This window comes from Micromonospora sp. NBC_01740 (assembly GCF_035920365.1).
In the GTDB taxonomy this organism is placed as follows: domain Bacteria; phylum Actinomycetota; class Actinomycetes; order Mycobacteriales; family Micromonosporaceae; genus Micromonospora; species Micromonospora reichwaldensis.
On sequence record NZ_CP109150.1, the window covers coordinates 6122601 to 6137082 of the forward strand.

The 14482-nt window shown below is 74.4% G+C and carries 8 protein-coding genes; 7 read left to right on the plus strand and 1 reads right to left on the minus strand.

Annotated elements, in window-relative coordinates; translation table 11 throughout:
- Positions 1–10: 10 nt before the first annotated feature.
- The 7 genes from OG989_RS26695 (at position 11) to OG989_RS26725 (ending at position 13689) form a co-directional block, all read left to right on the plus strand.
- Positions 11–6478 (plus strand): non-ribosomal peptide synthetase, encoded by a 6468-nt coding sequence (locus tag OG989_RS26695; RefSeq protein ID WP_327028842.1) that lies wholly within the window; start codon positions 11–13, stop codon positions 6476–6478.
- Between the two features lie 46 nt (positions 6479–6524).
- Entirely contained in the window at positions 6525–7802 is a 1278-nt protein-coding gene (locus OG989_RS26700) for an MFS transporter (RefSeq protein ID WP_151456349.1), read from the plus strand.
- 2 nt (positions 7803–7804) lie between these two features.
- Positions 7805–8260 (plus strand): aspartate 1-decarboxylase, encoded by a 456-nt coding sequence (gene panD / locus OG989_RS26705; RefSeq protein WP_327028843.1) that lies wholly within the window; start codon positions 7805–7807, stop codon positions 8258–8260.
- On the plus strand, positions 8247–9263 hold the full coding sequence (gene sbnA, locus OG989_RS26710; protein WP_151456348.1) for a 2,3-diaminopropionate biosynthesis protein SbnA: 1017 nt from the start codon (positions 8247–8249) through the stop codon (positions 9261–9263). The genes panD and sbnA overlap by 14 nt, the downstream gene beginning before the upstream one ends.
- Complete coding sequence (gene sbnB, locus OG989_RS26715; protein WP_327028844.1) at positions 9257–10258, plus strand: 2,3-diaminopropionate biosynthesis protein SbnB; 1002 nt, start codon at positions 9257–9259, stop codon at positions 10256–10258. Before sbnA ends, sbnB begins: the two co-directional genes overlap by 7 nt.
- Positions 10248–13415, plus strand: coding sequence for an amino acid adenylation domain-containing protein (locus OG989_RS26720; protein ID WP_327028845.1), 3168 nt, complete (start codon positions 10248–10250; stop codon positions 13413–13415). The genes sbnB and OG989_RS26720 overlap by 11 nt, the downstream gene beginning before the upstream one ends.
- 64 nt (positions 13416–13479) lie before the next feature.
- Positions 13480–13689: a response regulator transcription factor gene (locus tag OG989_RS26725; protein WP_121401277.1), complete on the plus strand. Its 210-nt coding sequence runs from the start codon at positions 13480–13482 to the stop codon at positions 13687–13689.
- Positions 13690–13704: 15 nt separating this feature from the next.
- Here OG989_RS26725 and OG989_RS26730 read toward each other — a convergent pair whose 3' ends face one another.
- The gene (locus OG989_RS26730) at positions 13705–14301 is read right to left on the minus strand and encodes a response regulator transcription factor (protein WP_327028846.1); all 597 of its coding nucleotides are present in this window, start codon (positions 14299–14301) and stop codon (positions 13705–13707) included.
- Positions 14302–14482: the final 181 nt, after the last annotated feature.

A 14482-nucleotide genomic window follows, 5' to 3' on the forward strand; every position in this document is an offset into this window, starting at 1 on the left:
TGGGCAAGGAATGACGACTCCCGAGGACCCGTCCCCGACCTCGACCGACGCCCGTCGTCGGGCGCTGGTGGAGGCGCTGCTGGCCGGGCGGGCCCCGGACCGGTCGCCGGCCACCCCGAGTTCACCGCGGCGGCCGACCGGCCCGCTGCCGCTGTCCTACCCGCAGCAGGGGGTGTGGCTGCTCGACCAGATCCGGCCCGGCGGCGCGGAGTACGTCGTGCCGTTCAGCTGGCGGTTGACCGGCCCGCTGGACCCGGTGGCCCTCCGCGACGCCTGGTGGGAGGTCGTCCGGCGGCACGAGGTGCTGCGGACCCGCTACCGGGTCGTGGACGGCCGGCCGAGCCAGGTGGTCGGCCCGCCCGAGCCGGTCGAGCTGCCGGTGGTCGACCTGACCGGCTGCGCCCCGGCGCAGCGGCGCGAGCGGCTGGATTCGCTGATCCGGAACGAGGCGAACACCCCGTTCGACCTGGGTCGGGACGCGCCGCTGCGGGTCCGGCTGGTCCGGCTCGCCGAGGACGAGCACGTCATGGTGCTGGTCGCCCACCACATCGCGTTCGACGGCTGGTCGGTCGGCGTGCTGGCCCGGGAACTCGGCGCGCTCTACCCCGCGCTCGTCGCCGGCGAGCCGTCCCCGCTCGCCCCGCCGCCAATCCAGTACGCGGACTTCGCGGTGCGGCAGCGGGACCGGGCGGCCGGCCTGACCGGGCAGCTCGACCACTGGCGCGACCGGCTGGCCGGCCTCGTGCCGCTGGAGCTGCCGACCGACCGGCCGCGCCCGGCCGTGCAGGACCCCCGGGGCGCGACGCTGCCGTTCACCGTGCCGGCCGACCTCGGTCGCACCCTCGCCTCGATCGGGCGGCGGCACCGGGCGACCCCGTTCATGGTGCTGCTGGCGGCGTTCCAGGTGCTGCTGGCCCGCTACACCGGGCAGACCGACGTCGCGGTGGGCACCCCGGTCGCCGGGCGTACCCGCCCCGAGGTCCAGGACCTGATCGGGTACTTCGTCAACACGCTGGTGCTGCGGACCGACCTGTCCGGCGAGCCGACCTTCGTCGAGGTGCTGGCCCGGGTCCGGGAGACGGTGCTGGACGCGCAGTCGCACCAGGACGTGCCGTTCGAGCGGATCGTGGACGCGCTGTCCCCGGAACGGGACCTGTCGCGCAACCCGCTGTTCCAGACCATGTTCGTGATGCAGAACGCCACGGCGGCCGACTTCGCCGGGGCGGGGCTGCGCGCGCGGCAGGTGCCGACGCTCTGGCACACCGCCAAGTTCGACCTGACCGTGCAGGTGACCGAGGAGGCGGACGGCTCCTTCTCCGCCGTCGTCGAGTACGCGACGGCGTTGTTCGACGACGCGACCGCGCGGCGGCTGGCCGGGCACTACCAGCGGTTGCTGAGCGCCGTCGCCACCGACCCGGACGCCCCGGTCACCCGGCTGCCCCTGCTCACCGACCCCGAGACCGCCCAGCTCGCGGCCTGGAACGACACCGCCGTCGAGCACCCCCGCCACACGCTGCTGCACCGGCTGATCGAGGCGCAGGCCGACGCCACCCCGGACGCGGTCGCCGTGCTCGACGACGACGAGGAGCTGACGTACGCCCAGCTCGACGCCCGCGCCAACCAGCTCGCCCACCGGCTGATCGCCCTCGGCGCCGGACCCGAACGGATCGTCGCCGTCAGCGCGCGACGCCGCGTCGCCCTCGCCGTGGCCCTCGTCGCCGTGCTCAAGACCGGCGCCGCCTACCTCCCGCTCGACCCCGGCCACCCCGTCGAGCGGCTGCGCTGGATGCTCGCCGACGCCGGCGACCCCGTCACCCTGGTCGACGTCCCGGACCAGCACGACTGGTCCCCCGGCCCACGGGTCCACCTCGACGACCCGACGCTCGCCGACGAACCCGCCGGACGACCCGGCGTCACCACCGACGACCGCAGCCCCGCCTACCTGATCTACACTTCGGGCTCCACCGGCCGCCCCAAGGGCGTCCTCGTCGACCACCGCGCCATCGTCAACCGGCTCCGCTGGATGCAGGACACCTACCGGCTCGACCACACCGACCGGATCCTGCAGAAGACCCCGCACACCTTCGACGTCAGCGTGTGGGAGTTCTTCTGGCCCCTGACCACCGGCGCCGCCCTCGTCATGGCCCGCCCCGACGGGCACCGCGACCCCGCCTACCTCGCCGAGACCATCGTCCGGCGGCGCATCACCACCGTCCACTTCGTGCCCTCGATGCTGCGCGCCTTCACCGGCCACCTCGCCGCCACCCGCACCGCCCTGCCCCACCTGCGCCGCGTCGTCTGCTCCGGCGAGGCGCTGCCCGACGACCTCGCCGCCGCCGTGCACGCCCACCTCGACGTGGAGCTGCACAACCTCTACGGACCCACCGAGGCCGCCGTCGACGTGACGGCCGCCCGCGTCCACCCCGGGCAGACCGTCACCATCGGCAGCCCCATCGCCAACACGGGCGCCCACATCCACGACCCCTGGGGCAACCCGGTCCCCGTCGGCGTACCCGGAGAGCTCCTGCTCACCGGCGTGCAGCTGGCCCGCGGCTACCACCGCCGGCCGGCGCTCACCGCCGCACGCTTCATCCCCGCCGACGACGGGGCACGCGCCTACCGCACCGGCGACCAGGCCCGCTGGCGCCCGGACGGCACGATCGAGTACCTCGGCCGCCTCGACCACCAGGTCAAGATCCGGGGCAACCGCATCGAACTCGGCGAGATCGAAACCGCCCTCGCCGACCACCCCGGCGTCCGCACCGCCGTCGTGCACCCGCACGGCCCCGGCGACGACCGGCAGCTCGTCGCCTACCTCGTCGCCGCCGACGGCCACCCCGTCGACGCCGACACCCTGCGCGCCCACCTGCGCGCGCGGCTGCCGGAGTACATGGTCCCCACCCACTGGGTCACGCTCACCGTACTCCCCCTGACCAGCAGCGGGAAGATCGACCGCAACGCGCTCCCCCCGCCCGGCACGCACGCCGCGCGCAGCGGCGGGCACACCCCACCGGGCACCCCCACCCAGCACCTGATCGTGGCCGCCTACGCCCGGGCCCTCGCCGGGAACGGCGGACCGATCGGCATCCACGACCGCTTCTTCGACATCGGCGGCGACAGCATCCGCGCCATCCGGGTCGTCGGGAACCTCCGCGACCAGGGGCTCGATCTCACCGTCACGGACCTCTTCCGGTACCGGACGGTCGCCGAGCTCGCCGCGGCCGTCGACGCCCGGGAGGGCGGGCTGCCGGCCGAGGCCACCCGCCTGGTGGACCGGTTCGCGCTCATCGGCGAGGAGGACCGGGCCCGACTGCCCGAGGGCGTCGTCGACGCGTACCCGCTGTCGATGGCGCAGGCCGGCATGGCGTACGAGATGCTCGCCGACCCGACCGGCGAGCTGTACCTGAACAGCCTCTGCTACCCGGTCGAGGGCGACGCGCTCTCGCTGCCCGCCCTGCGCGCCGCCGCCCAACTGCTCGCCGCCCGGCACGAGATCCTGCGGGCCTCGATCGACCTGACCTCCTACCGCGAACCGCTCCAGCTCATCCACCCGAACGCGGAGATCCGGGTCGGCCACACCGACCTGCGGGACCTGCCGGCCGCCGAGGTGGAGGGCACGGTGGCCCGGCTGGTCGCCGAGGAGCGCCGGGACCGCTTCGACCTGGGCACGCCGTCGCTGCTGCGGCTGCACGCCTACCAGCTGGCCGACGACCGGTGGCGGCTGCTGGTCAGCTACAGCCACGCCATCCTGGACGGCTGGAGCCAGAACTCGCTGGTCCCGGAGCTGCTGGCGTACCACCGGCGGATCCGCGACGGGCAGGATCCCCGGCCCGCCCCGGTGCCGGCCGTCCGGTTCGCCGACGCGGTGGCGCTGGAGCGCCGCGCGGTGGCCGCCGGGGTGGACCGCGAGTTCTGGGCGTCGCGGGTACGGACCCACGAGCGGCTCAGCGTCCCGGCGGCGTGGGCGGGTGCGGGTGCCCGGTACCGGGCGGTGCGGCTGCCCTTCGCCGACCTGATGCCGGGGCTGCGGGAGCTGGCCCGCACGGCTGACGTACCCCTGAAGAGCCTGTTGTTCACCGCGCACCTGGCCGTGCTGGGCGTCGTGACCGGGCAGCGGCGCTTCCACAGCGGGCTGGTCTGCAACGGGCGGCCCGAGCTGACCGACGGCGACCAGGTGCGGGGCATGTTCCTCAACACCGTGCCGTTCACGGTGGAGCTGACCGCGTCGACCTGGGCCGAGCAGGCCCGCCGGGTCTTCGCCGGGGAGGTCGCGCTCTGGCCGCACCGGCACTACCCGCTGCCGGCGATGCAACGCGAGTGGGGCGAGCAGAAGCCGCTGGTGGACGTCTTCTTCAACTACACCGACATGCACGTGCTCGACCTCGACGGCATCGACCGGTCGGCGATCACCGACACCACCCCGAACGAGTTCGGCCTCTCGGTGTCCAGCGAGCCCGGTCAGCTGATCATCGAGGCCGGCACCGACCGGATCTCCGACGGCCACCTGGACCTGCTCACCCGGACCTACCGCCGGGTGCTGGAGGCGATGGTCGCCGACCCGGCGGGCGATCCGCGCCGGTGCGGGCTGCCGGAGCCCGACCGGCGCGCCCTGCTCGGCCTCGGCGCCGGCGGACCACGGCCGGTCCCGGACGGGACGCTGCCCGAGTGGGTCGCCCGGCAGGCGGCGGCCACCCCGGACGCGGACGCGGTGGTCTTCGGCGCCGACGTGCTCAGCTACGCCGAGCTGGACCGCCGGACCAACCGCCTCGCCCACCACCTGCGGGAGCTGGGCGTCGGGCCGGGGACGCTGGTCGGGGTGCACCTGAACCGCAGCGCGGACCTGGTGGTGGCGTTCCTCGCGGTGCTGGCCGCCGGTAGCGCATACCTGCCGCTGGACCCGGACTACCCGGCGCAGCGGACCGCCTTCATGCTGGCCGACGCCGGCGCGCAGGTGATGGTGACCGAGACCGCGCTGGCCGGGCGGCTGGACACCGCCGGAATCCGGACGGTGCTGCTGGACGCGGAGCGGGCGGCCATCGCCGCCCGTCCCGAGCGCCGGCTGCCCGACCGGCCGGCCGCCGACGACCTGGCGTACGTCATCTACACCTCCGGTTCGACCGGCACCCCGAAGGGGGTGATGATCAGCCACCGGGGGCTGGGCAACTTCCTCGCCGCGATGCGGCACCGGCCGGGGCTGCCGGCGGGGGCCACCGTGGTCGGCCTGACCACCGTGTCGTTCGACCCCTCGGTGCTGGAGCTGTACCTGCCGCTGCTGGTCGGCGGCCGGGTGGTGATCGCCGACGCGGAGCAGACCCGGGACCCGCAGCGGATGGCCGAGCTGATCGACAGCGCCGAGCCGGCGGTGCTCCAGGCCACCCCGGTGACGTACCGGATGCTGCTGGACTCCGGCTGGTCCGCACCGCCGGGTGCGACCGTGCTCTGCGGCGGCGAGAAGCTGCCGACCGGGCTGGCGGTCCGGCTCGCCTCGACCGGGGCCACCGTGTGGGACATCTACGGGCCGACCGAGACCACGGTCTGGTCGACCACGACCCGGCTGGCCCCCGACGGCCGACCCGTCAACTTCGGCATGGCCCCGAACGCCGGGCTCCACATCCTGGACGAGCGGCTGGAGCCGGTACCGGTCGGCGTCCCCGGTGAGATCCACATCGGCGGGGACGGGGTGGCCTGGGGCTACCGGGGCCGGCCCGCCCTCACGGCGGAGAAGTTCGTTCCCGACCCGCACTCCACGGCGCCGGGCGCGCGCATGTACCGCACCGGCGACCTGGCCCGCTGGCACGCCGACGGGCACCTGGAGATCCTCGGCCGCGTCGACCATCAGGTGAAGATCCGGGGACACCGGATCGAACCGGCCGAGGTCGAGGCGGCGCTGCTGGCCCACGAGCACGTCCGAGCCGCCGTGGTGCACCCGCAGCGGTACGGCGGGGAGCAGGAGCTGGTCGCGTACCTGGTCGGCGGGGGGCGGCACCCGGTACCGACCGGCGAGCAGCTGCGCGAGTTCCTGCTCCGTACGCTGCCGGACTATCTGTGCCCGGCCGCCTACGTGGCGCTGGACGCCTTCCCGCTCACCCCGACCGGCAAGGTCGACCGCAACGCCCTGCCGGTGCCGCGACCCGGTGCCGGCGGGCGGAGGGAACCCGTGCGGGTCGCGCCGCGTACCGCCGACGAGCGGACGGTCGCGCAGGTGTGGGGCGAGGTGCTCGGCACCGGCGAGGTGAGCGTGCACGAGAACTTCTTCCAGGTCGGCGGGCATTCGCTGCTGGCCACCCGGGTCGCGGTCCGGCTGCGGGACCTGCTCCGCGTCGACGTGCCGGTCCGGGCCCTGTTCGACCACCCGACCGTCGCCCGGCTGGTCGGGGCGCTGCCCGGCTATCCGAAGCTGGGCGACCGGCCGGCGGTGCCCAGGCTGACCGCCCGGAGCCGGCTGGCCGACGTGGCCGCCCGCCGGGGTGCCCGGTGACCGCGCGCGGGGGCACCGCTGGTCGCCGCCGGATCGGTGGCGACCGGTGAGCCGGGTCGACGCTCCGGTCGTCGGGGAGCGGATCCCGCCGCTGCACCGCAACCGGGACTTCCTGCTGCTGTGGAGCGGGTCGGCGGTCTCCATGCTCGGCTCGACCGCGTCGCTGGTGGCGTACCCGCTGCTGGTGCTGGCGCTGACCGGCTCGCCGGGGGCCGCCGGGCTGGCCGGTTTCGTGGCGCTGCTGCCGACGCTGCTGTTCCAGCTGCCGGCCGGGGCGCTGGTGGACCGGTGGGACCGCAGGCGGGTGATGATCTGGTGCGACGTGCTGCGGGCCCTGGGGGTGGGCAGCATCGTGGCGGCGATCGCCGTCGACGAGCTGCACCTGTGGCACGTGCTGGCCGTCGGTTTCGTCGAGGGGACGCTGTCGGTCGGGTACGAGCTGGCGGCCGGCGCGGCGATCCCGAACGTGGTGCACCCGAGCCAGGTGACCACGGCGCTGTCGCGCAACGAGGCCCGGGAGCGGGCCGCGGTGATGGCCGGCACCCCGCTCGGCGGGGCGCTGTTCGGGCTGGGGCGGATCTGGCCGTTCGTACTGGACACCGTCTCCTACCTGGTCTCCCTGCTGACGCTGCTGTTCATCCGCCGCGACTTCCAGGCCGCGCCGGCCGACGCTACCGCCCCCGACACCCGTCCCGGGAAGCTGGCCGCCGAACTCACGCACGGGCTGCGGTGGTTGTGGGGGCAGCCGTTCCTGCGCACGGCCACCCTGCTGGTCGCCGGCAGCAACCTGCTGTTCCGCGTCCTGTTTCTGATCATCATCGTGGCGTTCGAGGCCGCCGGTGCGGCCCCGGCCGCCATCGGCCTGCTGCTCGGTGTGGCCGGCACCAGCGGGGTGCTCGGCTCACTGGTGGCGACGTGGTGCGCCGGGCGGTTCCCGATGCGCGCGATCGTCATCGCCGCGAACTGGGTGTGGGCGCTGATGACCTGCGTCATCGCCCTCACCGACGACCGCTACCTGATCGGCGCCGCGTACGCCCTGATGTGGTTCGTGGGGCCGATCTGGAACGTGGCGGTCGCCGGGTACCAGATGGCCATCACCCCCGACCGCATCCAGGGCCGGGTGCTCAGCGCGGTCAGCCTGCTGGCCAACGGCGCGGTCGCGCTCGGTTCCCTGGTCGGCGGCTTCCTGCTGGAGTCGCTCGGGCCGGCACCCGCCGCGTGGTCGATGGCCGTCTGGATGGTCCTGCTCGCCGCCCTGGCGACGCTCAGCCGCTCGATACGTCGAGCGGGCTTTCTGCCGATCGAGCCCTCAAGGAGGAGCTGAAGGTGTTGCGCACCATACTCAAGTCGAAGATCCACCGCGCGGTGGTCACCCAGGCCGACCTGCACTACGTCGGCTCGCTGACCATCGACGAGGATCTGATGGACGCCGCCGACCTGCTCGCCGGCGAGCAGGTGCACGTGGTGGACATCAACAACGGCGCCCGCCTGGAGACGTACGTCATCGCCGGCAGGCGCGGCAGCGGGGTCATCGGGATCAACGGGGCCGCCGCCCGGCTGATCCACCCCGGCGACCTGGTCATCATCATCAGCTACGCGGCGATGGCCGACCCGGACGCCAAGGGGTACTCGCCCCGGGTGGTGATGGTGGACGAGGCCAACCGGATGCTCGGCACCACCGACGACCCGGCCGAGGCGATCCCCGGCACCGCGACCGTTTCCGGTAACACCCTGCGGGCCGCTACGGATCCCCGTAGCGGGAGTGAACATGCGGGCCGATGAGACCGACGTCGGCGGGGTGCTGACCACGATCGGCGGCTCCCCACTGGTCCGGCTCGACAAGCTCATGCCGGACGCCGCGTTCACCCTGTGGGCGAAGCTGGAGGCGCACAACCCGGGCGGCAGCATCAAGGACCGCTCGGCCTTGGGCATGCTCATCGACCGGCTGCGGACCGGGCAGCTGCAACCCGGCCGGTCGGTGGTGGTCGAGTCCAGTTCGGGCAATCTCGGCATCGGGCTGGCCCAGGTGTGCCGCTACTTCGGCATCCGGTTCATCTGCGTGGTGGACCCCCGCACGAACGCGCAGAACATCGCGGTCATGCGCGCGTTCGACGCCGAGGTGGAGGTGGTGACCCGCACCGACCCGGCCACGGGCGAGTACCTGCCGCAGCGCATCCGCCGGGTCCAGGAGCTGGTCGCGACCATCCCGAACGCCTGGTGGCCGGACCAGTACGGCAACCCGTTGAACCCCCGCGCCCACGAGACCACCATGCGGGAGATCGTCGAGGGGGTGCCCGCCCCGCTGGACTTCCTGTTCTGCGCGACCAGTTCCTGCGGCACACTGCGCGGCTGCGCCGACTACGCGCGCCGGCACGAGCTGGCGCTGACCATCGTCGCGGTGGACGCCGCGGGCAGCGCGATCTTCGGTGACCACCCCCCACGCAAGCGGCTCATCCCCGGCCACGGCGCGGGGGTCCGACCGAAGCTCTACCGGGACGGGCTGGCCGACAAGGTGATGCACGTCGACGACCTGGACTGTGTGGTCGGCTGCCGCCGGCTGGCCCGCCGGGAGGCCATCCTCGCCGGTGGCTCGTCCGGGGCGGTGGTGGCCGCCCTGGAGCAGTTGCGCGACCTGATCCCGGCCGGCGCGACCTGCGCGCTGATCTTTCCCGACCGGGGTGAGCGCTACCTGAACACGATCTACGACGACGACTGGGTGACCGGGCACTTCGGCGACGTCACCCACCTGTGGAGGGACCAAACCATGGACGTGCCGTCATGCTGATCGTGTCCGCCGGCGAGGTCCGGCAGATCCTGGCCGACCGGGAGGACGCCGTCCTGGACGCGGTCCGCCGCGCCTACGTCCTGCACGCGCGGGGGCGTACGGTGCTGCCGCACTCGGTGTTCCTGCGGTTCCCGGAGGACGCCCGCAACCGGATCATCGGGCTGCCCGCGTACCTGGGCGATGATTCCCCGGTCGCCGGCATGAAGTGGATCTCGTCGTTCCCCGGCAACGTCGACCGGGGGCTGGCCCGCGCCTCCGCCGCGATCGTCGTGAACTCGATGACCGACGGCCACCCGGTCGCGCTGATCGAGGGCTCCACGATCTCCGCCCGGCGGACGGCCGCCAGCGCCGCCCTGGCCGCCGGCGCCCTCGCCCCGCCCGCCGGCGGCGTCTCCCTGATCGGCTGCGGCGTGATCAACTTCGAGGTGCTGCGGTTCCTCCGCGCGGCGCTGCCCGGCCTGACGGAGGTGACCGTCTTCGACCTGGACGCCGGGCGGGCCGCCGCGTTCGCCCGGCGCTGCGCGCGGTGGGACCTGAAGGTGCGCGTCGCGGGCGGCGTCGAGGAGGCGCTCGGCGCCCACCCGCTGGTCTGCCTGGCCACGACGGCGGGCGTTCCGCACCTGGGGCTGGCGCACTGCCGGCCCGGGACACTCGTGCTGCACCTGTCGCTGCGGGACATCTTCCCGGCGGACGTCCGCCGCGCGGTCAACGTCGTCGACGACGCCGACCACGTCTGCCGGGCGGCCACCTCGCTGCACCTGGCGGAGCAGGAGACCGGCAACCGCGACTTCATCGCCGCCGGCATCGGCGAGATCCTGGACCGGGCCGGCTGGCGGCACGACCCGGAACGGGTCACCGTCTACTCGCCGTTCGGCCTGGGCGTGCTCGACCTCGCCGTGGCCGAGCTGGTGCGGCGGGCCGCGGAACGCGACGGCGTCGGCACCCGCCTGCCCGACTTCCTGACCATCGCGCCGGAGGACCCGGATGCCGACTGAGCCGGGCGTCGCACCGTGGAACGACACGGCCAGGAGCTACCCGGGACAGCCGGCCCTGCACGAGCTGGTGCACGGGCAGGCGGCGCACACCCCGGCCGCCGTCGCGGTGGTCACCGAACGGGAGCAGCTCAGCTACGCCGAACTGGTGCGGCGGGCCGACCAGCTCGCCGACCTGCTGGTCTCGCGGGGCGTCGGCCCCGAGTCCCGGGTCGGGGTGTGCCTGCACCGGAGCGGCGACCTGGTGGTGGCCCTGCTCGGCGTCCTCACCGCCGGAGCCGCCTACGTGCCGCTGGACCCGGAGCACCCGGCCCGGCGGATCTCCCTGCTGGTGGCCGACGCCGGGCTGGACACCGTGGTGACCGACCCGGGCCTGCCGGCCCTCGCCGAGGCGGGCCGGAGCGTCGCCACCGTGTCGGTGGGCCGGGAGACCCCCGGTCGGCCGGCCCGGGCGCCGCGGGTCACCGTCGACGCGGATCATCCGGCGTACGTCATCTACACCTCCGGGTCCACCGGCCGGCCCAAGGGCGTGGTGATCCCGCACCGGGCCATCGTCAACCGGGTCCGCTGGGGGCTGGACGCGCATCCGCTGGGCCCCGACGACCGGGTGCTCCAGAAGACCCCGTACGGCTTCGACGTCTCGGTGCCGGAGATCTTCGGCACCCTGGCCGCCGGCGCGCGGCTGGTGATGGCCCGCCCCGGCGGACACCGCGACCCGGCCTACCTGATCGACACGATCCGCCGGTACGGGATAACCGCGGTCCACTTCGTACCGTCGATGCTGCGGGCGTTCCTCGCCGAGGTCCGCGACGCCGGCGCCCGCCTGCCCACCCTGCGCCGGATCGTCTGCAGCGGTGAGGAGCTCACCGGTGACCTAGTCACCGAGGCCGACGAGCTGATCGGCTGCGAGCTGCTCAACCTCTACGGCCCGACCGAGGCGGCGGTGGAGGTGACCGCTTCGCGCTGCCGGGCGGGTGAGCCGGTCAGCATCGGCCACGCGGTGGCGAACACCCGCACCCACATCCTCGACGAGCGCGGCGAAGCGGCGGAGGTCGGCGAGCTCTGCCTGGCCGGGGTCCAGCTCGCCCGGGGCTACCTGGGCCGGCCCGGGCTGACCGCCGAGAGGTTCGTCCCCGACCCGTTCGGCCCGCCCGGCTCCCGGCTGTACCGCACCGGGGACCTGGCCCGGCGGCTGCCCGACGGGGCGGTGGACTACCTGGGCCGGATCGACCACCAGGTCAAGATCCGGGGCCACCGGGTCGAGCTGGGTGAGATCGACGCGGCGCTGCGTACCGTGCCGGGGGTACGGGCCGCCGCCACGGCCGTGCACGCCGGGCAGCTCGTCGGGTACGTGGTGGCCGGCGCCGTCCCCGGCGTCCGGGTGCTCCGGGCCCACCTCGCCGAGCGGCTGCCCGGGCACATGGTGCCGTCGGCGTTCGTGGCCGTGCCGGCGTTGCCGGTCGGGCCGAGCGGCAAACTGGACCGGGCGGCCCTGCCGGCGCCCGACGGGCACCGGCTCGCCGACGGCGAGCGGGTCGACCCGCGTACCGACGACGAGCGCCGGCTCGCCGGTATCTGGGCCGAGGTGCTCGGCGCCGGGCCGGTCGGGGTGCACGACACCTTCGTGGAGCTGGGCGGCGACTCGCTGGCGGCCACCCGGGTCTGCTCCCGCCTGCGCCACCTGTGGGGCCGGTCGCTCTCCCCCGCCGACGTGCTCACCGCCACCGTGGCCGACCTCGTCGGGGCCGGCCGGGCGGCGGCCGGCACCGGTGCCGCAACCGGCGCGACCGTGCCGCCGGGCGCACCGGACGTCGACGCCGACCGGTCGGCCACCGGGGCCCTCAGCGCCGCCCAGCACCGGATCTGGTTCGCCGACCAGCTCGATCCGGGATCGACCACCTACACGATCACCGAGTCCTACCGGCTGCGCGGACCGGTCGACGTCGACGCGCTGCGCGCCGCCCTGGCGGACACGGTGCGCCGGCATCCGGCCCTGCGGACCACCTTCCGGTCCCGGCGCGGCGTGCCGTACGCGGAGATCGGGCCGGACGCCCGGGTGCCGGTCGAGGTGCGCACCGTCGCCGACCTCACCGAGGCGCGGGCGGCCGTCGATCGGCTCGCCGCCGTGCCGTTCGCGCTCGCCGAGGGGCCGCTGCTGCGGGTCACCCTGCTGCGGCTGGCCCCCGAGGAGCACGTCCTGGCCGCCACCGTCCACCACGTCGTCGCCGACGACTGGTCGATGGACGTGCTGTGGCGCGACCTCTGCCAGGCGTACGCGCGCCGCCGCCGGGGCGACACGGCGGCCGTCGACCCGCTGCCGCCGGCCCCACTGCCGGCGACCGACCCGGCCGACCTCGACTACTGGCGCCGGCACCTCGCCGGCGCGCCGCCCACCCTGGACCTCCCGACCGACCTGCCCCGACCGGCGCGACTGCGGCAGAGCGGGGCCACCGTCCGGTTCGGCCTGTCGGCGGAGACCACCGCCGCGGTGCGGACGCTGGCCCGGGCCACCGGCTCGACCCCGTTCATGGTGCTGCTCACCGCGTTCACCGTGCTGATCGGACAGCTCGCCGGCCGCGACGACCTGGTGGTCGGCACGTTCGCCGCGAACCGCGACACGGAGGCGGCCGAGAACGGGATCGGGATGTTCGCCAACACCCTCGCCCTGCGGGTGCCCTGCCCGCCCGAGGCGGCCTTCACCGACCTGCTGCTGCGGGTACGTGACGTGGCGCTGGCCGGGTACCGGCACCAGGGCTTCCCCTTCGACCGGCTGGTGACGGCGCTGCGTCCGAAGCGCGACCTGGGCCACAACCCGCTGGTCCAGGTCGCCTTCCAGACCCTCGGCGACCTGACCGGTCGGCTCCGGCTGCCCGGGGTGACCGCCGAGCCGTTCCGGCACGGTCAGGACGGTTCCCCCTTCGACCTGCTGCTCACCGTACGAGGGGAAGGAACGCGGCTGACCGGGTGCCTGCAGTACCACGACGACCTGTTCACCGCCGACCGGGCCGCTTCGTTCGCCGCCGGCTTCAGCGGGATCCTCGCCGCGGCGGTGCGCCGTCCGGAGGAGGCGGTCGGGCGGTTGGCCCGGCAGTGGGTCGTGGGCACCGGTGCGGAAAATGCGGGGGCGGCGGCCGGCAATCTGGGTGCGGCGGCCCGATGAGCGAGCGACGAGCCGTTCCTAGCCTGGGTCGGTAGGTCACCACCACACGGCCCAGGAGACGATCATGAGGAACGCGTCGAAGCCCGTACTCACCGCCCAGCAGCTCCGGGTGCTCGAACTCGTCGCCGAGGGGTACGACAACGCGGGGATCGCGCGGGAACTGCGCTGCTCACCACACAGCGTGAAGAACATGATCTACGACCTCATGGCCCGGTTGCAGGTCTCCAACCGGGTCCACGCGACCGCGTACGCCATCCGGCACGGGCTGATCTGACCCGGCGCGTCCGGCTCAGATGAGCCCCTCGCGCAGGGCGCACGCCACGGCGTGCGCCCTGTTGCGCACCTGCCACCGGTGGGTGATCGTGTGCACGATGCCCGTCACGGTGCGGACCGAGTAGGCCAGCGAGCGGGCGATCTCCTCGGTCTCGTGCCCGTCGGCGAGCATGAGCAGCACCGCCCGCTCCCGCTTGGTGAGCTGCCGGGCCGCCGGCCGTTCCGGGGCCCGCTCGTCGGCCCGGGTCAGCAGGTCCCCCAGCAGGTCCGACGGCACGGTGAAGCTGCCTCCGGCCGTCGCCCGGATCGCCGGACGCAGCCGGTCCGGGCGGACCTCACAACGGCGCAGCAGCCCGCCGGCACCCGCCGCCACGGCCTCGACCACGTCCGACTCCCGCAACGTGTCGGCCACCAGCAGCACCCGCCGGCCGGCGCGGGACAGCGAGCGCAGCAGGACCAGCACCGCGTCGCCGACCTCGTCGGTCACCACCAGCACCACGTCCGGCCGGTCGACCACCACGGTCAGCTCCGGGCACACCCGCACCATCTCGTCGACACCGACCCGTACCGCCGGGTCGGCGGCGATGACCTGCACCCGTACCTGCTCGTCCATGCGCACCACTCCAGGAAACTCGTCGCTGACGGACGGCAACGAGAATGTCACCGCGCCTGCGGCGACCGGTACGGGGAACGGCCCCCATATTCTCGGCATCCCCGGACAGCTTCCGCACCCGGCCGCGCGCTACGTCGCGATCAGGCTCTTTCCCGATGCCCTATGACGAGCAGGTGGGAGG

Bases quoted from the DNA above. Each gene is read 5' to 3' on its own strand.
- OG989_RS26695 (WP_327028842.1), top strand. From the start codon at position 11: ATGACGACTCCCGAGGACCCGTCCCCGACCTCGACCGACGCCCGTCGT.
- sbnA (WP_151456348.1), top strand. From the start codon at position 8,247: ATGCGGGCCGATGAGACCGACGTCGGCGGGGTGCTGACCACGATCGGC.
- sbnB (WP_327028844.1), top strand. From the start codon at position 9,257: ATGCTGATCGTGTCCGCCGGCGAGGTCCGGCAGATCCTGGCCGACCGG.
- OG989_RS26720 (WP_327028845.1), top strand. From the start codon at position 10,248: ATGCCGACTGAGCCGGGCGTCGCACCGTGGAACGACACGGCCAGGAGC.
- OG989_RS26725 (WP_121401277.1), top strand. From the start codon at position 13,480: ATGAGGAACGCGTCGAAGCCCGTACTCACCGCCCAGCAGCTCCGGGTG.
- OG989_RS26730 (WP_327028846.1), bottom strand. From the start codon at position 14,301: ATGGACGAGCAGGTACGGGTGCAGGTCATCGCCGCCGACCCGGCGGTA.